A 23,437-nucleotide genomic window follows, 5' to 3' on the forward strand; every position below is an offset into this window, starting at 1 on the left:
TGGATTATTTCTTCTTCTTGCGGCCGGACTTGCTCAACCTGAACTCCGGTGGGTATTGGTCGTCGTTGCCTTTGACGGTGTTGTTGAGTCCGCGCCCGAACGTGTCCTCGTCCTCGAGCATCACCTCGTCGCCGTCGGCCGCGATGTTGCTGCCCATCGACTCGAAGAACGCCGACATCAGGCTGCCCATGTATTCGCCCTGTTGCTGTTTCATGATCTCGAAAAACGTCTTCTGCATGAAGACGGTGTCGGTCGGGCGGGTGCGTGCGCAGGCCAAGGCGTACTTTGCGACCTCCGCCTCGAGATCTGCGCGGGGCACCACACTGTTGATGAAACCGCAGGCGTCCATCTCGGCGGCGGTGAAAGCCCGTCCGGTGAACACCATCTCCTGAAACTTCCGCAGACCCATGGCCTGTGCCCAGGTCCACATCCGGGGTCCCCAGCCGTGATAGCGGAACGACGGGTGCCCGAACAGGGTGTCGTCGGCCGAGATCAGCAGGTCGGCGTCCGCGGCCTGATAGAAGTGCCAGCCGTAGCAGTAGCCCTTGGTTTCCACGATGCTGATCTTCTTGAACTCCTGCAGGCTGCGACAACCGGCCTGTGGATTGGCATACCACTGGCTGACGGAGGCGCCGAACCGAAATGACCCTCGCGGCGGCGCGGTGACGTCGTCTTCATCGAGTTTGAACTCGCGGAGCCGGGCCTCGGGCGACTCCGCGTTCTGGTTGGCCATGAACTCGGGAAGATCTGCGCCGGAGCCGAAGTCGTCGCCGACACCCCGCACCACGAGCACCTTGACGTCGTCGTCGATGCTGCATCGGTGGATCAGGTCGCCGTAGCGCAGACGGGCCGCGGCGGTCGGGGCGTTGAGCTGGTCGGGCCGGTTGAAGGTGATCGTGGCGATCTTGGTCTTTCGGTCCTTCTCGAAGAGGATGATCTCCTCCGGCTTGGGAACTGAATCCGACATGTTGCGCTCTCTCCCTCTGGGTTTCGGCTCCACTGGGGTTACCCGGTCCACCAGGGAGCTGTGGTGAGAACCTCGGGCCTGCGGTCGGTGACCAGGACGGCATCGCGGCCGAAGACCGCGCCGATGCCCTCGGTCCAGACGTAACTCGTGACGGCCAGCACCATGCCCGGCTCGAGTATCTCCGACGCGTTGGTCTCCGGTAGGTGCGGTGAGACGACCGGCGGGTCGAAGCCCAGGCCCAGCCCGTGGGCAACCGGGGTCGGGGGCAGTGGCTCACCGGCCGCCTCGTACGCAGACAAGAGTGCGCCGGCCGATGCTCCGGCCTGGCAGGCGTCAAAGAGGCGCTCCCGCAGTGCTTGTGAGCGGCGGTACAGGTCTCGGACCCCATCGGTCGCGTCGCCGACCGGCCAGGTGCGGCCGACCTCCCCGGTATATCCCTTATCGAGAACTCCGGCGGCGAAGGCCACCAGGTCACCGGTGTGTACGTCACCCGAACCCTTGGCGCGCCGTCCGTGGTGGCCGGGTGAGGTCACCCACGCGCCGTCCTGGGTGGCCGGGGTACTGACACCACCGGCGGCCATCGCCTCCAGGAGGACGCCGGTCAGCCGCTGTTCGCTGACCCCGGGGCGCAGTTCGGACACCGCCGCCGCCAATCCCACCTCGGCGACCTGAAGAGCCTCGCGGATCGACGTGATCTCGTCCTCGGTTTTGACCCGGCGGGCGGTGCGAAGCGCGACCTCCGCATCCACCAGCTCGGCGTTGGGGAACGCGTGGGGCAGAAGTTCGGCGAATCCGGGTGAGAGGGCGTCGATCCCGACTCGCCTGGCGGTCGCGGCGCCGTCGATGTCCTTGAGCACCGCGATGATGTTCATCGGGTTCCACGCGATGCCGTACAGATGGTCGTGAGGGATGTCGTCCGGGATTCCCTCATCCCAGGTGCTCAGCAGGTGGACCTCGCCGGTGTGCCGGGACAGGACACAATTCGGTGCGAACGGCCGCGTGCCGGCCACCCACAATTGGGTGGCGCCGGTGACATAGCGGACGTTGGCCTGCCGACCCAGGACGAGGATGTCGAGGTCGTGGGCCTGCATCTGGGCCAGTGCGCGGGCTCGTCGTCCGGTGCGGAGAGCGCGGTCATCGGCCAGGATCTCAGTCGCCATAAGGCGTGTACGGGTAGTCGGTGAGCGGCGCGAAGCCCTCTTCGGTGATGACCACGATCTCCTCACTGCGGTAGCCGCCGGTGCCGTCTTCCCAGACGACCGGCTCCAGTACCAGCACCATCCCGGGTTTCAGGATGAAGTTCTTGTCGTAGGTGGGACCCAGATCGGTACCGATCATGGGCATTTCGGCTGCGGAGGTACCGATGCCGTGGCCCAGGTAGAAGTGCGGGAGCCAGGGTTTGGTCCCGCCGTTCACCTCGATGGCGGCGGCGGCGAGATCTGAGAGCGCGACGCCGGGCCGCAGGGTCTCGAACACCGCGGTGATCAGGTCTTTCCAACGTCGGAACTGTGCCTGCTGACGCGGGGTGGGGTCTTGCCCGACGATCCAGGTGCGACCGAAATCGGAACAATAGCCCGAATATGTGATGCTCACGTCGACCCAGAGGACGTCGCCGGCAGCAAGTTGACGTTCGGTGGTCAACAGCGGAAGGGCCAGGTCGCCGTGGGTGGTCCAGACACCCGATTCCTTGCTCGACGGCATCACCTGCCAGATGGCATCGAGCATGTTGGCTGTCGCCCCGCGTTCGAACGCCCGCCGGACGAAACCGGCGGACAAGTCGATCTGCCGCATGCCCGGTGCCAGGGCCGCCTGCACCTCGACCATCGCTTCTTCCGTTATGCGACAGGCATTTCGGATGCAGGACAGCTCATCCGGGGTCTTGATGAGCTTGGCGGCGCCGATGACGAGCGCGGCGTCGCGTGGTGGACCGGACGGGAACAAGCGCTTGGCTGCTCGCAGCATCGCCCCGGTGCTCTCGTCGACGGCGTAGACGGCGTCGGCCGGCACCAGGTCTGCCAGTGCCCGGGCAAAGGTCTCGACACCCTCGTCGAACTCCAGGTAGACCGGCGGCAGCACATGGTCGTCGGGCAGTACCCAATCTTCCGGTGCGCCATCGCGGATCGGCAAGAAGAGGTAGGGCCACTCGTCGTCGGGCAGGATGACCGCCACCGGTCGTTCGACGTGGGAGAGCCCGGCATCACCCAGCGGCCAGCTCACCCCGGTGGCGTAGGCAACCGCGTTGTTGCCCAGGAGGATCAATGCACCGATGCCGCGCTCGACCATCTCCGCGCGGATCCGGGCACCGACCTCGCGCCGCATTCGGGCGAGGTCGGGTTTGTCCGGGACGCTCAAAGTGTTTCTGTTGCCGGTCAAGACAGATGAGGTCAAGATGCCGGTTCGCTTTCTTGCGGCAGGCCCAGGAAGTTCGCGACGTTGGAGCTGACGGCCTTGACCGCATCGTCGGGGCCGAGCGCCTCGACGACCGCCGCGATCGACTTCTCCGAATAGCCGAAGCTGCTCTCGTTGTGCGGGTAGTCGGATGACCACATGACGTGATCGATCCCGATTTGGTCGATCAGTTCCAGACCCAGTGGGTCGACGATGAACGACGCACTCATATGGTTGTCCCAGTAGTGCCGAACATCGTGTTCCACCGGACGATTGAGCATGTGGCGGAATGATGCGAGCATGTGCTCGGCGTCCTGGATGGCTGATGGAACCCAATTGATACCGCCCTCGAACCAGCCGATCTTGAGGCCCGGATGACGATCGATGATGCCGCTGAAGATGTACTTGGCAAACATCTCGCGGAACGGTGCGACGTTGTGCATCATGCCCACGGCGACACTGTTGATCTCGCACGGGCTCGACAACGGGGCCTCACCGATGTGGTGGGCGAGCGGTACGCCCGACTCCTCGATGGCATCCCACACCGGGATCATCGACGTGCTGCCGTAGTCGATGGGTGTGCCCTCGAGGTCTTTGCCTGCCGACAGTGGCATCAGGAATGTCTTGAGGCCCAGCGACTTCAGCTCATCCAGTGTGCGCCGGGTGCCCGCGGCATCCCACCAGTTGATCAGACCCACACCGTAGAACCGGCCGCTTGATCGCTCCTGGAGGTCGGCGATGTATTCGTTGTAGATCCGGAACGCGCGCTCACGGATGTCGCGGTCCGGGTAATGCAGCAGTGCCAGAAGCGCATTGGGGAAGGCGAGCTCTTTGGAGACGCCATCGGCGGCGAGCTCGTCGAGCCTGGCCTCGATGTTGGCGCTGCCGGATCCGACCAGCGGGTCATACTGCATCAGGACGTGGCTGAAGTCGCCGGGCAGGAACGACTTTCCCTTGCGGCCCAGCTGAAAAGCCCCTTCCTCGTACCACACTCGAGGAGCCTTATCCTGAAGTTCGGCCGGGAAACGTTCGTAGAAGATGTCGTCGGCGAGTGAGATGTGGTTGTCCGCCGAGAACACCTCGGTGCCGCTGGGGAGTCCGAGGTCGCCGACGGCGTGTCCGCGACGATCTTTCGGAGGAGCGAATCCTTCCGGCGGATACAACGACGCGCTGGTGGTATGAAGCGACATTACTTCTCCATTTGTTCGACTGGTTGGCTGAGTTCACGTGACGCCGATGAAGACGTCGGATGCAGCAGTTCGCGATGACGCGCGGTCGGGGAAGTGGGCAACCTCGTGATCGACTCCGGGGTGCGAGACGATTCCATCGCCGGCTGTTGCGACGGAATTCGAAATGGTCCACACCGAGCGGGAGCGCACGGGCCACAAAAGAAGGTGATTTCCATATTTCGGACTGGAAGAAACAACAATCCCCTGTAGCGGAAGTCACGTTATCACGCACTACCGGTGTAAGCCAGACTGTTTTTTCGCTCTCCGAACGTCTCCGGACCGGGCCGTCGGTAGCGGCTCGGGTGCATCTGCCGAAAGGCCACACACGAGTTACTTATGCGTGTAAGTTGGCCCTCGAGCGAGCTTGGGTGTCGTGATGGCTGCACGTCGAAGTACCAGCCCGGCAAGCTTGGGAAGTGGAGTCCGGCGTCGTTCGGCGGTATGGCTATCACTGCCGGTAGGGCCGAGAAAGTGCTCTGCAGGCGGCGGGAGTCGGTACGCGGTGGCGCCGGGGTCGAGCGGGTCGGATGTCACCGGAAACGGCGGCCGGCCCGGGGAGCGGGAGCGTGGGCTGCCTGATTTGGTGTCCGTACGCAGAGCCATGTCGATCGAGGGTGGGAGCCGGCCGCGACGGTAGTCGAATAAATGGCGATCTTTTCGCGAATTGAATCGCAAATGCGACCTGATGTGCGTGGCACATCGGTGCTATTCAGTATTTCTTTGTTGCTGCATGCAATTGAGGTCGATTACTTCTTGAATTGACCGCAAAAGCAGGTGAACGTCCCTAGCGGAGCCGGTTCAGCCGGGAAGTGTGGCAGTCAACGATGCCCAGTCGAAGACGCCGTGATCGCTGCCGAGTCCGGTGGCCACCACCCCGGCGACTGCGCAGCCCAACTGCGCCGACCGCAGCAGTCCGAAATCGGCCAATCGGCCGACGATGAAGCCGGCCGAGAATGCGTCCCCGCATCCGCTGGTGTCGACGACCTCGACCTCGGTGGCCGCTGCGTGTTCGGCGGCCGTCGCCGTGACGACCCACGCTCCGTCGGCACCTGCCGTGACCGCCACGCATCCGACACCGCGGCCGATGAGGGTGCGGCACCCATCGATCAGGTCGGTGGCCCCGGTGAATCCGAGCACCTGCTCGTCATTGGGCAGTAAGTAATCCAGGTGCGGCAGTACCGGATCGATCCAGGCCAGGACGCCGGGGTCGCCCGGTGCGAGGATGTCGGCGGAGATCGTCACCCCCGCAGCATGTATCGCTTCGAGGACCGGCGCCAGTTCGGTCGGATTCAGCAGTTCCGGTGCGCCGATGTGCACGTGGTCGGCGGTGGTGAACAGATCGAGTGGAACCCGATCGAGCGGATAGGTGAGATTGGCGCCGGGCATGTGGATCGCCGGCCGGTCACCGTTGCTGCGGATGGGTAACACGCTCATCGATGTCGATTGATCCTGCACGCGCACAAGATGTTCGGTGACCACGCCGTGTCGTTGCAGGAGGGTGGTCAGCAGATTGCCGGAGTCGTCGGTTCCGATGGCGCCGACGGTCGACACCGCCGCCCCCAGCTTGGCGAGCGCAACCGCCGTGCCCCCGGCCGGGCCCGCCGGAACCAACCGGATCTGCGGAACCAGCACCGCGCCCTGGCCTTCCGGGATCTCGTCGACCGGATGTGCCACCACGTCGAGGACATGGGCTCCGAACGTCACAATCTGCATCGTCATCTCCTGCTGATCGGCGAATAGCCACGCTGCGCCGCAGCCACCGCGACCGCAACGAGTTGCTCCTGATTCAAGACGGCACCATCTCCGACCGCTGCGGTCCGCAGGTAGATCTCCGCCAGCCATTCGACGAGTTCGATGCGCTGGCAGGCCGATCCGATCGTGTCCCCGTACGCGACGGATCCGTGGTTGCGCATCAGGGCGGCGGTGCGTTCGACGAGGGCCTTCGCCACGGCGTCCGTCAACTCCTGGGTGCCGAAGATCTCGTGCGGCGCCACCCGCACACCGCCACCGACCAGCGCCGCGGTGTAGTGCACTGCCGGGAGCTCATCGACGAGGTTGGCCACCGCGATCGAGGCGACCGGGTGTGCATGGACCACGGCCCTCGCGCTCGTCGACCGGTAGATCTGCAGGTGCAGGAGCAGTTCGGACGTCGGTACGTAGGCGGTATCCACGAGCACCATGCCGTCGAGATCGGTGACGACCGCCTGATCCGGGGTCAGGAACTCGAGGTCCGCACCGCTGGGCGTCACGAGAATCCGGTCCTCGAGTCGGATCGACAAGTTGCCCCCGGTGCCGATCACGAGGCGACGGTGGGCCAGTCGATGGGCGGCGCTCACCAGCGCGGCTCGCTGATCCTCGAAGTCCATGGGGACGAGGCTATCGGCCGGTGGCGGCGATCGGAGGGAGATCACCGCCACCGGAAGATGACTTGGTCGAGCCGGCCCGGGGGAGCAGCGGGTCCCTCGGTCCACGTGAAACCACTGGGCTGCCGAACTTCTGCCGATACAGTGCGAAAGCTGGAGGGAATCACCGGAGAAGAGGAAGCTTTCGTGCCACGTCTCGAGAACAAAGTCGCATTCATCACCGGGGTTGCCCGTGGTCAGGGACGCGCGCATGCGGTCCGTCTGGCAACAGAGGGTGCCGACATCGTCGGGATCGACCTGGCCGGTCCGTTGCCGGGCGTGCCCTACGACTCCGCGACGCCGGAAGACCTCGCCGAGACGGTGGCCCTGGTGGAGGCACAGGGCCGCAAGGCACTGCTGCGCCAGGGTGATGTCCGGGACCTCGACGCGCTCAAGGAACTGGCCGCGGACGCGGTGGACGAGTTCGGCGGTATCGACGTGGTGGTCGCCAACGCGGGGATCTGCATTCCGGCGACCTGGGACGAGTCGACGCCGGAGATGTTCCGCGACCACATGGACATCAACGTCACGGGGTGTGGAACACCGTGATGGCAACCGCGCCGCATCTGATCACCCGTGGCGGTGGATCGGTGATCCTGATCAGTTCGCTGGCCGGCAAGAAACTGCAGCCGTTCATGGTCCACTACACCACCAGCAAACACGCTGTCACCGGTATGACCAGGGCTTTCGCCGCAGAACTCGGTGTGCACAACATCCGGGTCAACAGTGTTCACCCCGGTGCGGTGATCACCGAGATGGGCTCGGGGGACATGGTCAAACGGATCGAAGAGACCATGGCCAGCAATCCGCGGTTCGCGACAGCGGGCACGTCCTTCCTCAATCAGTTCGCCGCCATGCCCGACGAGGTTGCCGGTGCCGTGGCGTTCCTGGCCTCGGATGATTCGTCGTTCATGACCGCCGAACACGTATCGGTCGACGGCGGGGCTCAATACTTCTGAGCGCACACCGCCTACCGTTGAGGTCGTGAGCGAGAGCACGGGTACACCGGATCGGATGACGGCTGTCGGACTGCTGGCGAAGCTGGTGGATGAGGGCAGTTGGCGGCCCTGGGACGTCGAGTTGACCACATTGCCGGACGATCCGGCGTACGCCGCCGATATCGCCCGTGCCCGCGATAAGACCGGCCTGGACGAATCGGTCCTGTGCGGTGAGGCCACGCTGTCCGGCGAGCGCATCGCGGTGGTGGTGAGCGAGTTCGGATTCCTGGGTGGGTCGATCGGCCGGGAAGCCGGACGACGGGTGGTCGCGGCGATCCGCCGCGCCACCTCCGAACGACTTGCCGTACTGGCACTTCCGGCGTCCGGTGGGACGAGGATGCAGGAGGGGACACCGGCGTTTCTGCAGATGGTCAACATCACCGCCGCCGTGGTCGACCACAAGGCGGCAAGCCTGCCGTACCTGGTCTATTTGCGGCACCCGACCACCGGTGGGGTGTTCGCGTCCTGGGGTTCATTGGGGCATGTGACGCTGGCCGAGCCCGGCGCGTTGGTCGGATTCCTGGGTCCCCGCGTCTACGAAGGTCTGTACGGTCACGAGTTCCCGGCCGGGGTGCAGGTGTCGGAGAATCTGCGGTCGCATGGGTTGATCGATCTGGTTGTCGACGTCGATGGGCTGGGTGCGACGGTGTCCCGGATTGTCGGCCTGCTGGAGCGCCGGGAATCCGAGAGCGACATGCGGCCGACGCCGAACGAGGGTTCGCAGGTGTCGGCGCCGGTTGCGTGGGATGTGGTCACGGCATCACGGGCCGTCGACCGGCCTGGGGTCGGCGACCTGCTGAAGCGCTCGACTGCCGAGTCGATCGAGTTGGCCGGTGGTGGGGAAGTCGACTCTCGAAGTGGAATCATCTTGGCGTTGGCAAGCTTTGGCGGCCAGACGGCGGTGGTGGTGGGTCAGGACCGCAACCGGCAGGTGCCCGGCGCGCTGATTGGTCCTGCGGACCTGCGGCTTGCGCGTCGAGGGATGCGGTTGGCGCAGGGCTTGGGACTTCCGCTGGTGACGGTGATCGATACGCCGGGCGCCGACCTGTCCGCCGACGCCGAAGAGGGTGGTTTGGCGGGCGAGATCGCGCACTGCATTGCGGAGTTGAGCGCGCTGACCGTACCGACGATTTCGGTGCTGTTGGGGCAGGGGGCCGGCGGAGCAGCGCTGGCGTTGTTCCCGGCCGACCGGGTGATCGCGATGGAGAACTCCTGGCTCTCGCCGCTGCCGCCCGAGGGTGCGAGCCTGATCGTGTACCGCGACACCGATCACGCACCGGATCTGGCTGCGCAGCAGGGTATTCGGGCCATCGACCTGCATTCCTCGGGCATCGTCGACGTGGTGCTCGGTGAATCGACGACGGACGCCGTCGACTTTCTGCCCGACCTCGGAGCCCACCTCACGTACGAGCTCGCGACACTGAAGACGCTCGACATCGATGAACGCCGCCGGCGCCGCGAGGACCGCCGACGCCGAATCGGTGACGCGGTCAGCTGAGACGAATCGTGATCCCAATCCGGTTTGTTTACGCAGGTCAGGAGTTTCGCGGCGGCAATTCGTCTACCGTTGGAGGATGGTTAGAGTTCAACGGACGTTCACGGTCGAAGCGCCGGCGGACAAGGTTCGCGCCTACCTGCGCGACTTTGCCAATGCGGAGCACTGGGACCCTGGAACGCAGAGATGCACGCAGGTCGGATCCGGGCCGGTGGTCCTGGGTACCGAGTGGGACAACACCTCGAAAATCGCGGGGATCAGGACCCATCTGAAATACAAACTCACCCGGGACGATCCCGATCGGGTCACCCTCGAAGGCAGTAACAAGACCGCCACCAGCATCGACGATATTTCGATCTATCCGCAGGGGCCGGCGAAGACTTCGGTTGCGTACCACTCGCACGTCGTCTTCAACGGTGTCGCAAAGTTGTCGGACCCGGTGTTCGGGCTGGTCTTCAAACGCCTGGCGGACCAGACGCAGAAGCAGATGACCGAGTCGCTCGGCGCGCTCTAGGTGGTCAGGCGTCGCACTGACTCCGGGATCTGCCCTCCGGTCTCGCTGGCGGGTGCGTCGTAGACGGTTCGCATGGGTACGTGTCCGGTCCAATCATCCGAGGTCGCGGTACCGGGACCACCGGCGCGTGCTTTGGTGATCCACTGTCCGTCGATGATCGGGACCGACAACACGATCGTCGCGGCGATCTCTTTGGCGGTGTGCGGACGGACCTCGGTGCTGCGGCCCGGCAGGATGCTGTCGCTGAGCACGTTCAGTGCTTCGCGCGGATCCAGGCCGGAGTTCTCGATGGTGCCGCGCACCACTGCCGACCGGTAGTTCATGGAATGGTCGAAGAGGGTGTCGGCAACAACCAGTCCGTCGACGATGAACGCCGAGATCGCCACCGGTGCCCCTGCTGCGATGTGGCGCAACGCCCCCGCGCCGGTGGACCCGTGCATCAGAATTGTGTCGCCGTGCCGGGCGATCAGCATCGGCACCGACCACGGCAACCCGTCGACCACGGTGGACACGGTCGCCACGTGCGCCTCGTCGAGGATCTCGTCGAGTAGCGCGCGGTCGCCCCGGCGTTCCTTCTTACGATTCAGCGTGTCCACGATCTCTCCTTGCCCCGGCGTTGTCTGTGCACAAAGTTCCATCGAAGCGCTGGCAAGGTCAAGCTGAATACCGAACCGCATGAGTAGGGTCGATTCGGGGTGAAAGGTAGGCGGTATGACACTCATCAGTGTTTCGGACCTGGCCGGCGAAGTGGCATCCGGGCGCGACGACCTGCGGATCCTCGACGTGCGGTGGTCGCTGCCTGCACCCGACGGACGAGAAGCTTTTGCGGCAGGTCATATTCCGTCGGCGGTCTACGTCGATCTGGAGACCGAACTGAGCGACCACTCGATTGAGGGTCGGGGTCGTCACCCGCTGCCGTCGGGTGAGGTGCTGCAGACGGCCTTACGCCGTTGGGGTGTCCACAGCGGCGACTCCATCGTGGTCTACGACGACTGGAATCGCGCCGGTTCCGCGCGGGCCTGGTGGGTGCTGCGCGCGGCGGGCATCTCCGGTGTCCGGATACTCGACGGCGGCTTCGGCGCGTGGGTGAAGGCCGGCGAGCCCGTTGCCGCCGGAGAAGCCACCACGGTGGCCGGTGATGTGGTGGTGTCCCAACCCGACCTCTACGCCGGGGCAGTACCTGCTCTGACCGCCGAGCAGGTCGCCGATTTCGCCGGCCTCCTCGTGGACGCCCGTGCGCCCGAACGTTTCCGGGGTGAGGTCGAACCGGTTGATCCGGTGGCCGGGCACATTCCGGGTGCGGTGAACGCGCCGAGTACAGCCACCCTGGATGACAACGGTTTCTTCCGGACGCCGAACCAGTTGCGGGAGTACTTCGCCGGTGTCGGAGCGGACGGATCTGAGCCGGTGGGTGTGTATTGCGGGTCGGGTGTCACCGCGGCGGTCGATCTCGTGGCGCTGCAACTGGCGGGCATCGATGCGACGTTGTTCCCGGGTTCGTGGTCGCAGTGGAGCTCGGACGCCGACAACCCGGTGGCGACCGGTCCGGCGTGACAGGGAGCCAAGATAGTTCGGGGCCGGCGTTCAGAATGCCGTCAGACCCCGGCGGCCGGCTCGGTCTTGAGCGCTTCGAACCGGGCTTCGACGGAGGCCGAGATGTAGACCCGATCAGGCTCGAGTTCGATGACCTGACGGTCTTCGAACTCGCCGGGAGGCGCAGCGGAGACGGCCATCGCGCGCGGTATCCCGCCGTCGGACGCGAAGTGCGAACCGCCGGTGTCCAGGCCGAGCATCCCGGGATCTGCGATCGCCACGGCATTGAAGTCGCTGTAGCCCAGACCTTGCGTGTACCCCTGGGCCTTGGCGAGGGCGTTGCGGACGGCCAGGTCGCGAACTTGCGCGGTCCGTTTCGCCTGGGCTTTCCGGCTGAGCCACCAGTGGATCCGACCCACCGATACCGCCTCGATCTCCGAGACCTGATCGATGAAGGCGCCCAGTGCGCTGAAGTCCTTGAAGGTCACCTTGATTGACGCCGTCGAGCTGTACACCCACGGAAGCTTCTTGGCTTCGCGGTGGTATGGCCGGTACCGGTCGTGGCGCAGCTGATCGAGCGACCATCGCTTCAGTGGTGATTCGGGTTGCTCGTGCAGCGCCTTCACCAGATCGGTGACGGTGGCGACCGCGGCTGTCACCGGTTCGGACGCCTTGTCGCGGGTGCTGCCATCGGCGTGCACCGAGACATGCAGGGTGCAGCGGTTCGGGGCGAACTGCCGGTCAGCGTGACCGGAAACGGTGATGGTGACAGGGCGAGGAATCATTGCTGCAGTGTGCCCGGGTGGTCTGACATTCGCCGGACCGATCCGGCGAGCGCATCGGCGAAGACCTGCTGCGGCGATATGACAAAGTGGTCGGGTGATGCTCTTTCCGTCGTTGACCCAGGCCTCCCTCATCAACCGGGCGGACGACCCCGCCTTCGTCACGGTCGGCGACACCGCCCTGTCCCGAAGTGATCTCATCGGTGCGGCCACCTCGGTGGCCGAGCGGATCCGCGGGGCCCGGTGCATCGCGGTGCTGGCCCAGCCCACTGCGCAGACCGTGGTCGCGGTGGTCGGTGCCCTGATCGCGGGCGTGGCCGTGGTTCCGGTGCCACCGGATGCCGGGGCGACCGAACGGCAGCACATGCTGACCGACTCCGGCGCGCAGGCGTGGCTCGGCGCAGCGCCCGAGGACACCGGCGGTCTGCAGGTCCTCCCGGTCCGGATGTACGCGCGGTCGTGGCACAGCCATCCCGAACCTCATCCCGACTCGACCGCGTTTGTCTTGTACACCTCCGGCACCACCGGACTGCCCAAGGGCGTTCCGATGACCCGCCGCGCGATCGCCGCCGGCCTCGATGCCTTGGCGGACGCGTGGGCGTGGACCTCGAATGACGTTTTGGTTCACGGCCTTCCGCTCTTCCACGTCCACGGCTTGATCCTCGGTATCCTCGGTCCGCTGCGGGTGGGCGGCGCTGTGATCCACACGGTCAAACCGACGCCCGAGAACTACGCTGCGGCAGCGGGCACGTTGTACTTCGGTGTCCCGACCGTCTGGACCAGGATCGCTGCCGACGAAGAGTCCGCCCGTGCACTGTCGTCGGCTCGTTTGCTGGTGTCGGGCAGTGCGCCCTTGCCGGCGCCGGTGTTCGAGAAGATCAAAGAGCTGACCGGTCACGAGATCGTCGAGCGCTACGGGATGACCGAAACGCTGATCACCATCAGCACCCGCTTCGACGGTGAACGTCGTCCGGGCTGGGTCGGTCACCCGATCGCCGGTGTGGAAACCCGGTTGCGCGACGACCAGGGCGCCGACGTCCCTCACGACGGAGAAACCATCGGCGACTTGCAGATTCGTGGTCCGATGGTGTCGCGGGGATACCTCAATCGGCCCGACGCCACCACTGATTCGTGGCTCGACGACGGCTGGTTCGCGACCGGTGACGTCGCCGTCATCGACCCGGGTGGCATGCATCGGATCGTCGGACGAGCATCGATCGACCTCATCAAATCCGGTGGCTACCGCATCGGTGCCGGCGAGATCGAGACCGTGTTACTCGGGCATCCGAGCGTCAGTGAGGTCGCCGTGATCGGCGTGCCCGACGACGATCTGGGGCAACGCATCGTTGCTGTCGTGGTCGGGGAAGGTGTCAACGAGACCGAGCTCATCGACCTTGTCGCCGCTGAGCTCTCGAACCATAAGCGGCCCAGGGAAATTCGCGTAGTTGACGAACTACCCCGCAATGCCATGGGTAAGGTGCAGAAGAAGCTGTTGCTCTAGGCGGCTATGAGGAGGTTCGGACATGCATGCATTCCGCTCGGCGGTCGAAGAACATCGGATCGACGACATCGCCGCGATGCTCGACGAACACGTGGTGTTTCACAGTCCGGTCGCCTTCAACGCCTACAAGGGGCGTGATGTCGTTGATGGGATCCTGCGCGCAGCCTTCGAGACGTTCGAGGACTTCACCTATCTGCGCGAACTGAATTCACCACTCGACGGATACACCGGCCTGATCTTCAAGGCCAAGGTCGACGGCCTCGCCATCGAGGGATGTGACTTCATCCACGAAACCCCCGACAACCTGATCGACGAAATCACCGTCATGCTGCGGCCGATGAAAGCCACACAGCTGTTCTCTGAGAAGATGGGCGCCAAGCTGTCGGCTCGGTGATCGTCGCTACGCGTTGTCAACAGGAGACCGGGTAGTCCACAGCCGCTGCATGATTGCGGCGGATCAGCCGGGACCGATCGCTGGCCGTCAATAACCTCGACCTCGTTCATCGAAACCGATGGGGGGGACTCTGATGGCACCGGTACTCAAGGCAGATCGTGATGCGCTCGCCATCCTCGCGGCAGATCTACGGGCCGCGGCGCATGGAATCCGGGCGATAGACATGCACGTGGCATTTTCGGATCTGCTCCGGGGTTTCGCGGGATCCGACGTCGCAGCTGCTTGTGCAACAGCGGAAGAACAGATCGAATCCGGCTTGACGACGGTCGCAACTCGCGTTGATGCGTTGGCGCAGAGGAACGCAGATGCCGGCTCGGCATACGGCATGACCGACGATCAGTACGCCGACTCGATCAGCGGCCTGCTGAAGCTGTGACCGATGAGCAACCCGACTGTGACACAGGTGCGTACGTGGTTGACCCACGCGCAAGCGCTCTCCGACACCGCCGTCGAGATCGATTCTGCGGTGGACACATTCGATGCGCGGATGAATGACATCTCACGCGCTGTCACCACCACTATGCAGGGCTGGCAGGGCGATGCGGCCGAAGCATCGCAGGCACGTACCGACGCCGAAACTCAGGCGAGTAGCCGTTTGGCGATCACCGTGCTCGACATCGCCGACGACATCAATCGCCTCGGGCCCGACATCGTCCACTCCTGTCGGGTGGCCCGCGACCGGGCCAACTCCATCGCCTGGCTCGGCTACCTCGTGGCCGACGACGGGACTGTCACGGCGCCGGTCGGCTCTCGACCCGGCTATCCGACCGACATCTCGGCCGGTCTCCCGATTGAAGCGGCACAAGCCTTGGCCGGCCGGAAAGCTGCCGGCCACCAGGCCTGGTTGGCAGAGGCATTGGCAGCTGCCGGTCAGGCCGATTCGGTCCTGGCCGCCCAGATCACCAAGACTCTCGGGGGGCTGGTGCTCAATGCCGAGCGAGCCACCGCGCCCGTCCCGCTTCGGCAGGTGGTGCAGGAACTGGTGGATGGCAGACGCAAGCTGCCCAGCGACCCGTACTTGCTCAAGACACTCTGGGACGGTCTGACCTCGGCGGAAAAGGCAGCGTTGTGGAACAGCAATCGCGAGATCGGGAACATGGACGGGGTACCGGTCGCCGACCGCGATCACTTCAACCGCCGGTATTTGATCGAGTTGGAGAACGCCGCGCGCGAAATGATCGCCGATGCCGACTCGGAGCGGTCGATTCAAGCGCAGGCCGAGCGGGACCTCGCTGCGCTGAGTGGGGTGCAGAACACGCTCGGCAAGGAGAGTGGCGGGAAGAAGCGCTATCTGATGCAACTCGACACCAGGGGACGAGGAGCGGTCGCGGTCAACAATCCCGATACCGCTGACCACGTCGTCACCTACGTGCCGGGGACGGGCTCGAGGCTCAGCAAGATCGGCGGGGGAGTCGATCGCGCGGAGCGGATGGTCCGCGCCGCCAGTCCGCCCGGAACGACAGATACCGCGGCCATTGCCTGGTTCGGTTATGACGCACCCCAGGACATCGGTGCGGCCGGCTCCGGTGCGCCGGCCGCGCGGGGGGCCCAACCACTCGTTGAGCTGCAGGTAGGTCTGCGGGCGACTCACGAAGGGGCGAGTGCCTCGCACAACACCATCGTCAGTCATTCCTACGGGACGGTTGTCGTTGCCGAGGCGGCCAGTGGGGATCGAGAACTCAACGTCGATGACGTGGTGTTTGTTGCCAGTCCCGGGTTGGGCGGACCCGATGACGTGAACGACCTGCACCTGACCGGACCTGATGATCGGCCGAACTCGGACCGGGTCTGGGCGACAGTGGCGAGGAACGACTGGATCGACATGGTCGAAGGAGTCCACGGCGCCGACCCACACGACCGCGGGTTCGGTGCCCAGGTCTTCACATCCGACAACGGTTCCTGGATCAGCACCGCCGCACACAGCAAGTACTGGGACGAGGGGTCAGAATCACTGCGCAATATCGCCCGGATCGTGACGGGGAAGTACGGGGAGGTGCAGTAGGAAGGGTCATCGCCGGCCGGGGGCGTCGGCTCAGACCTGCGGCTGGGACATGGGCCATCCGGGTGACGGCGCAAATGGATCGCCGGACGCCTCCTGCCCAATGCAAGGTCTCAACGCTTCGGGATCAGTCGACTGAAGATCTGCAATGTATTCAAGCGCACGCCAATCTCCGAAGACTGATTCAGAGGGCGCGCGTTGACCGCCGCGTTGGCTCGCCGGTGGCGATTGACCCTGCCGTTGATAGGTGATGGAGAACGCCGCAGCGATACCGTATTTTGTGAACTCATTCGGATTCGGGACCGGGGTGTTGGGGTGCGCACTGGGTGAATACTTGCAGCCGGTGACTCGCGCTCGGTCACCATCCAGTTCGACGAACCCGGTGATGCGGAAGTAGTCGACCCCGTACCCATCTCGCGGCGTTCGCAGGTACCTGTCGGCAGGAAGTGCAGGCTGCATCGCCTCCACAAATCCAGGGTAGGCATGTTCTGCTCCGCCACCGAAAAACGCAACTGTCGTCGACTCCACAAAGGCGCGGACGAACGTCGCATCGGGGGTGTTGAGGTCAAGCACATCGGGCGGTAACCAGCGAGAGAAGATGTGGACCTCGCGAGGGAGTTGATATCCGACTGACTTTTGTGGTGCGGGTGATGGCTCCTGCGTGGGAGTGGTTGTCGTACTGCAATTTGTCGTCAGTGCCACGATCGCAGCGGCGGTGATGAGCGCAAATCCACTACGGATTCGGGACGCCTTGAGGGTGCGGTGGTTTTGAGGGATCGGCAGGTCGCGGGATCTGATCGTGCGTGATGTTTTTGTCATGGGCCCACTTTGGGTTGCGCGGCACTCCTTGCGAAGTGTCGTCTGCACCCTCACCGCACTGCTCAATTCACACCTGGGGCTGGGAGTCGGGCCATCCGGGTGAGGATGCAAACGGGTTGCCTTCATCCTTGCTTCCGATGCAAGGGCTTATCGATTCCGGTTTTGTGTTGTGAAAGTCGCCTACATACTCGAGGGCGTGCCAGTCTCCGAAAACTGACTCAGACGGAGCCCGTTGGTTTCCACGCTGTTCGATGGGAGGCGACTGGCCCTGGCGTTGGTAGGTGAGAGAGAACGCGGTAGCTATACCGTGGTTTTTCGGCCTATTCGGTTCTGCGATTGGTGTGTTGGGGTGACCGTTGGGGGCTGCTTCACAACCGATGACTTGCACTCGGTTGCCGTCGAGGTTGACAAGATCGACGACGCGGAAATAGCTCACCCCGTATCCATCGCGTGGCGTGCGCAGGTACCGATCCGGTGGGAGTGCAGGTTGCATGGCCTGTACGAATCCGGGGTAAGCGTGCTCGGCTCCACCGCCGAAGAATGCAACGGATGTGGACTCGATGAACGCACGAACAAACGTTGCGTCTGCCGAATCGAGGTCCAGGACGTCGGTCGGCATCCACCGGTCGAAGTATTTCACTTCGGCAGGGAGTTGATAGCCGACTGTTTCCTGAACTGGTGCAGATGACTTTGGTGCAGCAGTGTCTGTTGGCGATGTGCAACCAGCACCGACAGCGACAATGAAAGAGATAGTAATGAGGATGGTGCTACGGCTCCTGGACGCTCTGAGGGTGTGGCGGTTTCGACGGATCCGCAGGCCGTGGAATCTGATCGTGCGTGATGTTTTCGTCATGGAGCCCGCTCTGATAGTGCGTTTCAAAGGTGAGGCCAAGCTTGGCGGCTGCGATGTTGAACGGCCCAGGGTTGTCCGCAATTGCATTCCAATCGAGCCTACCGTCAGGTAAGAAGTAGCTATGCGCCTGGCCGGTCACGCTGTCCGGGTATGTGAAGTCTTCCCTCACTTCTTCGTTCGCCGCAGCGTAACCCTCGATGCGGCTGTACTCGCGAATGGTGCTGTCGGTCAGCGCGGTGTTGTCGATCTCCGTCAATGCGGCCGTCCATTGCGAGTCATCAAGGATTGCTGGGTCATTCGGAATGTCAAACATCTCGTACTTGATGGTTGGACTCACAATTCCGGCAACTTCACCGACTCCGGTTGGGAGGGGAATTGAATTGAAGATGCCCATCGCCGTGTCGTAGTCTCGCTGATCAAGGTTGTATTGAACGATGTTGTCCCACTGTTCGTTCTGTCTCAGGACCGAAAGCTGATCGCGGAGGCCTTGGGTCAGGGCCTGGTCGAGTTGGCCGGCATCGTTCCCCAGCGTGACGTCGTCGGGGTTCTGCCCGTATTCATACGCCAAATGGTTTTGCCACTGCGCACCAGCGGTGTGAATGACATTGGCGGCAACGGGGTCTGAGTCGATCACCTTGAACAACTTCGATAGGTCTGTGGTCTCGGGTATCGCGCCGGCATGATGGTTGATGAGCGCGCCATCGGACGCGTCGACAAAGTTGGCGAGATATGGAGACATCGACACGGCAAGGGCTTGGGTAAGGTTCGGATTGACTTCGCCGAGCGATGTATACGTTCCGGGAATGTCGCTGTCGGGCATCCGCCCGCTCAGAAGAGTTTCGTTATCGATCAACAGGTTTGCGAGGGTGGTGGCCGAGCGGCCTGCGAGCTCGCCCTCATAGCCGGTCGCGTCAGCATTCTCGCCGATCCAGTCGATGACGTTGACTGCACCGAGTTGGTCCTCATCCCACGGGTGGGTCACCAGGTCGAGGAAGTGGCTGTTGGCGTCGTAGTGGTTGCCGGGCGTGATGGTGACATCCATGTTCTCGCCACTCAAGAAGTCAGAAACAGCCTGGTGATCGCCTGAGGCATTGTTGAGCATCGCATCGACAGTGCTGTTGATGTCCTCGATGTCGAGACGGGAATCGTATGCGCCCCAATAGCGGTCGCTGTCGTCGCCTTCCGTTGCTCCGGCGATTTCGGAAGCCTGTTTCAGCAGTCCGCGGTCTACGTCGGATCCCAATCGCAGGCTTTGGTCCCCGTTGCTCAGTAGGTTGTTTAGTGATTTGAATTGGTCGAGCTTTGGGATGTCCGTGTAGTACGGGTCTGTATAGCCGTTGGTGACGTTGACGTCGCGGACGATCGGGCTCTCGACCAGCAGGTCGCGGATTTCCTTCGGAAGCTTGTCCATCCCGCCCCTGGAGCCCGCGGTGGTGGTCGTGTGCGGATTGCCGACCATTCTGATCGCGTCGCCGATTTCACCTCGAACCACATCCCGTTGATCGGGTGGCAGGCTGGAAAGTGCGGCGTCGATTTCGCTGGTCGACTTGTCGTCAAGCTCGCGCATCATCTCCATGAGGTAGTCGTACTGACCCTGCGACATCGTGGCCGGTTTGCCTTCGGCGAGCGCATGCTGCTGCTCTGGGGATAGTCCACCAGCTGCCTGTAACTGCTCCAGTTCGCCTGGCGTCAACGACATTCCGGCTTCGATCTTCTTTGCGAGCGTCGCACCGTCACCGCCACTGAGACCAGCGACTACCGGTGCCAACTGGCCGATTTCCTCGAGAGCGGAGGTGATCTGCTGCGATGCAGCGGCGTCGATTTCTTCGAAGGAGACTGCCTGAGACTTGAACGACACTGTTGCGTTCTTTGCCTCGCTGGCGCGATGCGCCTGGATGGCTTTCCTGATATTGACGACGTCCTCACTGACGTCTGGGTCGTCAAGTTCATAGTCCCGGGTGTCAGTGACTGTCCAGTCCTCGGACACAGCGAACTCGCGCTGCTCCATGTCTTGGATCGCTGGTCGGACGGCGTCGATGATCGCCTGCAGGCCGGTACTCCCGGTTGCGGCAGCTTCTCGCAACGAGTCCAGGGCAGTCGCTACGCGCAACTGTTGAGTCTTTTCGCTGGTTCCACGATCGACCGCGGCTTCGCGGGAACCGCCAGACCAATCAAGGTTGACGATCGTGCTTTCGACCGTGCGTGCGCCGTGCTCAATCGAGTTGGCGAGACCATCCAGGCCCGCGGCTTGGGCACCGAGGCTGGTGGCGTCGATCCTGATGATCAGAGATTTGGTGGGGTAGACCACGATGACTCAGCTTGCCTGTGGCTGATTCAGATCGCCGATGGAGGTGAGCAGTGCGGCGGCGAGTTCATCGGTCGAAACAATCAGGGCGGCTGCACCGCTGAGACTCTCTGCGATCACCTCGTAGCGCCCGGAAACCGTCGTCATGGCTTGCTGCACAGTCGCTTGAGCACCTTGCAGTGCAGATCCTGTGGAGGTCTCAGCCAGTGCTGTTGCCGCAGAGTCGAGGTCAGGCGCAATCCAAAACGCTGCGTATTCTGCCTGGACTCCGATTGCGGCGGCCGCACTTTTCAATTCCGCAGCGTCGACGTGCATCGATCCCCCCGTTCGAGTACCCGAACAAGCCCCCGCTCGTTCTGCCGAGATGCTAACAGGGACGCCGGACAATGGGGATGCCTGTGATTCGTTGCTGGACGAATGGATTTGGCGGCGAGTGCGGCTCGGTTCGCTCGCAGACCGCGGGATCAGGGCTAGTATCAAACGGTCGAATGTAAGTTGGCTTGTAGGCAGGATGAATCATGTTGTCGGAGTCAACTTCTGGATGGTCTGTGGTCGATGTTGAGACATCGGGGTTGAGTCCGAACCACCACCGGGTTCTGAGCGTCGCGGTGGTCAATCTTGATTCTTCGGGCCGCGTGGAGGACGAATTCACGACTCTCTTCAATCCCGGATGCGATCCGGGGCCGGTCCATATTCACGGTTTGACACTGGACCGGTTGGCCGGCGCTCCGACATTCGATCAGATCGCGCCACAGCTCACCGCGATGCTTCACGGCCGGACGATGGTCGCGCACAACGCTTCGTTTGATCACGGATTTCTGGCCTCTGAACTGAACCGCGCGAGGGTCGAGCACTCCGTGAACCGTCGGTTGTGCACGATGGCGCTGAGTCGCCGGCTCCAGCTCGAGGTGCCGAACCACAAGCTCTCGACGCTCGCTCAGCATTGGAAGATCCAGCAACGACATGCGCACGATGCGCTCGACGACGCACGGGTCACGTCCCAGGTCTTTGCGCACAGCGCCGCGTTGGCGCGCACGTTGGGAATGCCGCTGCCGGTGGTCAACTGCTCCGTTTCGAACCGTGGCTACCCGGTCGCCGTGACTCGTATCCCTTGCCTGTGGAAGAACCCGGGACGTATGGGTGAACAAGGCGTCCTGGTCCAGGGCATGAAGGTGGCGGTCACCGGGGATACCCAGATTCCCCGACTCGAACTGGCGGATCGGATGACTGCCGCCGGTCTGGATGTCATGAACTCGGTCAGCGGCCAGACCAGTGTTGTGGTGTGCAATCAGCCGCACATCGGAACCGGCAAGCTGCAGCGAGCCCGGGAGAAGGGGATCCGGGTCATCTCGGAAGACCAGCTGCTGTCGTTGCTGGTTGCGGTGCAGGCCGGAGCTCTCAAGTCGGCAACCTACGAGCTCGACGAACCCGTGCCCCGAAGGACCCGACCACCTGAACCCGTGGCGCGCGGACTGTGGAGAGGACGTCGGGTGCTGGTTCTCGGCGACAACCATGCCGAAGCAGTAGTAGTCCGTTCCCGCTTGATCGAGCTCGGTGCGAAACCATCCGTCAACCTCAGTGCCGGCGTGACGCATGTGGTGCTGTTGGGCGGCGGGACCTCCGACAAACGGCTGCCCCGGATCCGGGAACGTGCTCTTCCGCTACTGACCGCCGACGACGTACTGGGCAACTCGGTCTATACGGATTCGGTGATCGTGGGCAGCGAGCAGTCGGTGTCATCGGCGGACTCGGCGACGGTACTGAGCCGCGGTGCCGTCATGGACCTGCCCTCATCTGTGGGGACGTACCTGGTGAACATCGCGTGGAGCGCCGAAACCTTGCGCGGGTTCGAGGTCGACGTTGTGGCGTTCGAGCTAGGTCGCGATGGTCAGGTGACCTCTGACGAAGACTTCGTGTTCTTCAATCAGCCGGTCAGTGGAAGCGCGGGAGTCATGCTCCCCATTGATGGTGACTGCGAGCAGGGATTGCGTATCGACCTGACCTGCCTGGATGACGCAACCGAACGGATAGCGATCGCCGCAGCCATCGACGGCGACGCTACGTTCAGTCAGGTCGGGGCAGTATCGGTTGAGGTTGCGGGTGAGCACCATGCAGTTGCCTCTGCCGTGTTGGACGCCGCCACCAGTGAACGCACGATGCTCATCGCCGAGCTCTACCGGCGCAACGATCAGTGGCGGCTTCGCGCCATCGGCCAGGGCTACGACTATGGACTCGGCGAGCTGGCTCGTGGTTATGGCGTCGACGTGGACGATTAGCCCGGTTGCTTCGGAGGTAAACAACCAACAAATTTCTGAATGGGCTCTTGACCAGGCGATTTGACGTGGTGCAGTGTGTTCCCGTAACTTTCTTCAAGTCAGCGAGTGAGGCGCCGGAGAGCGAGAAGCCGGGAGCCGAGAACACCGACAGGGAAGTCTTTTCCTGAAGGAACAACGCAGACCGCCCATAGTGTGAATGTGCTCCGCCTTTCGGTGGAGGGTTCAAACGCGGGTGGTGACGGACTGCGAGAGCAGCGAGTTGCAGACCGGATGTGAGTCCGGTAAGCTTGAAAAGTTGCCTCCGAGACGGAGACAGCGAGGAAGTTACAATATAATATCCCGCCGGGACGACGCACTTGTTGAAGGTGTGTGCAGATCGGATGTGGGTGTGTTCTTTGAGAACTCGATAGTGTGTCGATGGATTGTTAGTGCCAATTTAGGTGCTGTATGTCTGTCACGGTGACGAAATCCCAGTCTGGGGTTTGGTCGGGTTGGCGGATGTGTGGTGCCGGCATTAGTTAGATAATTTTTTGATCCCATCGCAGGTTTTGAGTCCTGTGGTGGTGTCAGTTTTTGTTTGGTTGGGATTATGAAATCTCTTCAGGACATATTTTTTTGAAACTCGCTCTTCGGAGCGGTTTTGGAAGGTTTTCATGGAGAGTTTGATCCTGGCTCAGGACGAACGCTGGCGGCGTGCTTAACACATGCAAGTCGAACGATGAAGCCAGCTTGCTGGTGGATTAGTGGCGAACGGGTGAGTAACACGTGGGTGATCTGCCCCAAACTTTGGGATAAGCCTGGGAAACTGGGTCTAATACCGAATATGACCACCAGATGCATGTCTGGTGGTGGAAAGCTCCGGCGGTTTGGGATGGGCCCGCGGCCTATCAGCTTGTTGGTGGGGTAATGGCCTACCAAGGCG

Annotated in this window: 19 protein-coding genes, 1 rRNA gene and 1 pseudogene (1 of these 21 cut by a window edge); 10 read left to right on the forward strand and 11 right to left on the reverse strand. The window is 63.2% G+C overall.

Annotated features, from left to right (window positions below; genetic code table 11):
* Positions 1-4 precede the first annotated feature (4 nt).
* From AC51GT_RS22815 to AC51GT_RS22840, 6 genes are all read right to left on the reverse strand, one after another.
* Entirely contained in the window at positions 5-967 is a 963-nt protein-coding gene (locus tag AC51GT_RS22815; protein ID WP_496330258.1) for an enoyl-CoA hydratase/isomerase family protein, read from the reverse strand.
* Positions 968-1,005: 38 nt separating this feature from the next.
* Entirely contained in the window at positions 1,006-2,127 is a 1,122-nt protein-coding gene (locus AC51GT_RS22820) for a M24 family metallopeptidase (protein ID WP_496330259.1), read from the reverse strand.
* Positions 2,117-3,286 (reverse strand): M24 family metallopeptidase, encoded by a 1,170-nt coding sequence (locus AC51GT_RS22825; protein ID WP_496330276.1) that lies wholly within the window; start codon positions 3,284-3,286, stop codon positions 2,117-2,119. Before AC51GT_RS22825 ends, AC51GT_RS22820 begins: the two co-directional genes overlap by 11 nt.
* Before the next feature lie 65 nt (positions 3,287-3,351).
* Positions 3,352-4,545 (reverse strand): amidohydrolase family protein, encoded by a 1,194-nt coding sequence (locus tag AC51GT_RS22830; protein ID WP_496330260.1) that lies wholly within the window; start codon positions 4,543-4,545, stop codon positions 3,352-3,354.
* Positions 4,546-5,382: 837 nt separating this feature from the next.
* A complete protein-coding gene (locus tag AC51GT_RS22835; protein WP_496330261.1) occupies positions 5,383-6,297 on the reverse strand; it encodes a carbohydrate kinase family protein in 915 nt (304 codons plus the stop codon).
* A gap of 2 nt (positions 6,298-6,299) precedes the next feature.
* On the reverse strand, positions 6,300-6,950 hold the full coding sequence (locus tag AC51GT_RS22840) for a class II aldolase/adducin family protein (RefSeq protein ID WP_496330262.1): 651 nt from the start codon (positions 6,948-6,950) through the stop codon (positions 6,300-6,302).
* A 183-nt stretch (positions 6,951-7,133) separates the two neighbouring features.
* On the opposite strand from AC51GT_RS22840, the pseudogene AC51GT_RS22845 reads away from it, so the two are divergent.
* The 3 genes and pseudogenes from AC51GT_RS22845 to AC51GT_RS22855 all read left to right on the forward strand — a co-directional run bounded on the left by AC51GT_RS22845 (position 7,134) and on the right by AC51GT_RS22855 (position 9,993).
* Positions 7,134-7,945, forward strand: a pseudogene (locus AC51GT_RS22845) (mycofactocin-coupled SDR family oxidoreductase).
* Between the two features lie 55 nt (positions 7,946-8,000).
* Positions 8,001-9,482 (forward strand): carboxyl transferase domain-containing protein, encoded by a 1,482-nt coding sequence (locus tag AC51GT_RS22850; protein WP_496330277.1) that lies wholly within the window; start codon positions 8,001-8,003, stop codon positions 9,480-9,482.
* Positions 9,483-9,558: 76 nt separating this feature from the next.
* The gene (locus tag AC51GT_RS22855) at positions 9,559-9,993 is read left to right on the forward strand and encodes an SRPBCC family protein (protein WP_496327354.1); all 435 of its coding nucleotides are present in this window, start codon (positions 9,559-9,561) and stop codon (positions 9,991-9,993) included.
* Here AC51GT_RS22855 and AC51GT_RS22860 read toward each other — a convergent pair.
* Complete coding sequence (locus tag AC51GT_RS22860; protein WP_496330263.1) at positions 9,990-10,631, reverse strand: pyridoxamine 5'-phosphate oxidase family protein; 642 nt, start codon at positions 10,629-10,631, stop codon at positions 9,990-9,992. The two genes, AC51GT_RS22855 and AC51GT_RS22860, sit on opposite strands and share 4 nt — an antisense overlap.
* A gap of 73 nt (positions 10,632-10,704) precedes the next feature.
* On the opposite strand from AC51GT_RS22860, the gene AC51GT_RS22865 reads away from it, so the two are divergent.
* Positions 10,705-11,547 (forward strand): sulfurtransferase, encoded by an 843-nt coding sequence (locus tag AC51GT_RS22865; RefSeq protein ID WP_496330264.1) that lies wholly within the window; start codon positions 10,705-10,707, stop codon positions 11,545-11,547.
* A 41-nt stretch (positions 11,548-11,588) separates the two neighbouring features.
* Here the strand turns inward: AC51GT_RS22865 and AC51GT_RS22870 are convergent, their stop codons facing one another.
* Positions 11,589-12,311 carry an SIMPL domain-containing protein gene (locus AC51GT_RS22870; RefSeq protein ID WP_496327357.1) on the reverse strand — a complete coding sequence of 241 codons (723 nt, stop codon included), beginning with the start codon at positions 12,309-12,311 and terminating at the stop codon, positions 11,589-11,591.
* Positions 12,312-12,408: 97 nt separating this feature from the next.
* On the opposite strand from AC51GT_RS22870, the gene AC51GT_RS22875 reads away from it, so the two are divergent.
* The 4 genes from AC51GT_RS22875 (at position 12,409) to AC51GT_RS22890 (ending at position 16,265) form a co-directional block, all read left to right on the forward strand.
* Positions 12,409-13,809, forward strand: coding sequence for an acyl-CoA synthetase (locus tag AC51GT_RS22875; protein WP_496330278.1), 1,401 nt, complete (start codon positions 12,409-12,411; stop codon positions 13,807-13,809).
* Positions 13,810-13,831: 22 nt separating this feature from the next.
* The gene (locus AC51GT_RS22880; protein WP_496327358.1) at positions 13,832-14,203 is read left to right on the forward strand and encodes a nuclear transport factor 2 family protein; all 372 of its coding nucleotides are present in this window, start codon (positions 13,832-13,834) and stop codon (positions 14,201-14,203) included.
* 133 nt (positions 14,204-14,336) lie between these two features.
* On the forward strand, positions 14,337-14,639 hold the full coding sequence (locus AC51GT_RS22885; RefSeq protein ID WP_496330265.1) for a hypothetical protein: 303 nt from the start codon (positions 14,337-14,339) through the stop codon (positions 14,637-14,639).
* Between the two features lie 3 nt (positions 14,640-14,642).
* Complete coding sequence (locus AC51GT_RS22890) at positions 14,643-16,265, forward strand: alpha/beta hydrolase (RefSeq protein WP_496330266.1); 1,623 nt, start codon at positions 14,643-14,645, stop codon at positions 16,263-16,265.
* A 30-nt stretch (positions 16,266-16,295) separates the two neighbouring features.
* Here the strand turns inward: AC51GT_RS22890 and AC51GT_RS22895 are convergent, their stop codons facing one another.
* The 3 genes from AC51GT_RS22895 to AC51GT_RS22905 form a co-directional block, all read right to left on the reverse strand.
* On the reverse strand, positions 16,296-17,147 hold the full coding sequence (locus AC51GT_RS22895; RefSeq protein ID WP_496330267.1) for a hypothetical protein: 852 nt from the start codon (positions 17,145-17,147) through the stop codon (positions 16,296-16,298).
* A 701-nt stretch (positions 17,148-17,848) separates the two neighbouring features.
* Positions 17,849-20,242 (reverse strand): TPR repeat domain-containing protein, encoded by a 2,394-nt coding sequence (locus AC51GT_RS22900; RefSeq protein WP_496330268.1) that lies wholly within the window; start codon positions 20,240-20,242, stop codon positions 17,849-17,851.
* 6 nt (positions 20,243-20,248) lie between these two features.
* Positions 20,249-20,554 (reverse strand): hypothetical protein, encoded by a 306-nt coding sequence (locus AC51GT_RS22905; RefSeq protein WP_496327362.1) that lies wholly within the window; start codon positions 20,552-20,554, stop codon positions 20,249-20,251.
* 233 nt (positions 20,555-20,787) lie between these two features.
* Here AC51GT_RS22905 and AC51GT_RS22910 point away from each other — a divergent pair, with 233 nt between their 5' ends.
* On the forward strand, positions 20,788-22,515 hold the full coding sequence (locus AC51GT_RS22910; RefSeq protein ID WP_496330269.1) for a TerD family protein: 1,728 nt from the start codon (positions 20,788-20,790) through the stop codon (positions 22,513-22,515).
* A 650-nt stretch (positions 22,516-23,165) separates the two neighbouring features.
* A 16S ribosomal RNA gene (locus AC51GT_RS22915) occupies positions 23,166-23,437 on the forward strand; it runs 1,249 nt beyond the window's last position.

The organism is Williamsia sp. z34 (genome assembly GCF_059553395.1).

What these genes read in the sequence shown, in the direction of transcription:
- AC51GT_RS22815 (WP_496330258.1), bottom strand. Translation starts at nt 967, where the DNA reads ATGTCGGATTCAGTTCCCAAGCCGGAGGAGATCATCCTCTTCGAGAAG.
- AC51GT_RS22820 (WP_496330259.1), bottom strand. Translation starts at nt 2,127, where the DNA reads ATGGCGACTGAGATCCTGGCCGATGACCGCGCTCTCCGCACCGGACGA.
- AC51GT_RS22825 (WP_496330276.1), bottom strand. Translation starts at nt 3,286, where the DNA reads ATGCGGCGCGAGGTCGGTGCCCGGATCCGCGCGGAGATGGTCGAGCGC.
- AC51GT_RS22830 (WP_496330260.1), bottom strand. Translation starts at nt 4,545, where the DNA reads ATGTCGCTTCATACCACCAGCGCGTCGTTGTATCCGCCGGAAGGATTC.
- AC51GT_RS22835 (WP_496330261.1), bottom strand. Translation starts at nt 6,297, where the DNA reads ATGCAGATTGTGACGTTCGGAGCCCATGTCCTCGACGTGGTGGCACAT.
- AC51GT_RS22840 (WP_496330262.1), bottom strand. Translation starts at nt 6,950, where the DNA reads ATGGACTTCGAGGATCAGCGAGCCGCGCTGGTGAGCGCCGCCCATCGA.
- AC51GT_RS22850 (WP_496330277.1), top strand. Translation starts at nt 8,001, where the DNA reads ATGACGGCTGTCGGACTGCTGGCGAAGCTGGTGGATGAGGGCAGTTGG.
- AC51GT_RS22855 (WP_496327354.1), top strand. Translation starts at nt 9,559, where the DNA reads ATGGTTAGAGTTCAACGGACGTTCACGGTCGAAGCGCCGGCGGACAAG.
- AC51GT_RS22860 (WP_496330263.1), bottom strand. Translation starts at nt 10,631, where the DNA reads ATGGAACTTTGTGCACAGACAACGCCGGGGCAAGGAGAGATCGTGGAC.
- AC51GT_RS22865 (WP_496330264.1), top strand. Translation starts at nt 10,705, where the DNA reads ATGACACTCATCAGTGTTTCGGACCTGGCCGGCGAAGTGGCATCCGGG.
- AC51GT_RS22870 (WP_496327357.1), bottom strand. Translation starts at nt 12,311, where the DNA reads ATGATTCCTCGCCCTGTCACCATCACCGTTTCCGGTCACGCTGACCGG.
- AC51GT_RS22875 (WP_496330278.1), top strand. Translation starts at nt 12,409, where the DNA reads ATGCTCTTTCCGTCGTTGACCCAGGCCTCCCTCATCAACCGGGCGGAC.
- AC51GT_RS22880 (WP_496327358.1), top strand. Translation starts at nt 13,832, where the DNA reads ATGCATGCATTCCGCTCGGCGGTCGAAGAACATCGGATCGACGACATC.
- AC51GT_RS22885 (WP_496330265.1), top strand. Translation starts at nt 14,337, where the DNA reads ATGGCACCGGTACTCAAGGCAGATCGTGATGCGCTCGCCATCCTCGCG.
- AC51GT_RS22890 (WP_496330266.1), top strand. Translation starts at nt 14,643, where the DNA reads ATGAGCAACCCGACTGTGACACAGGTGCGTACGTGGTTGACCCACGCG.
- AC51GT_RS22905 (WP_496327362.1), bottom strand. Translation starts at nt 20,554, where the DNA reads ATGCACGTCGACGCTGCGGAATTGAAAAGTGCGGCCGCCGCAATCGGA.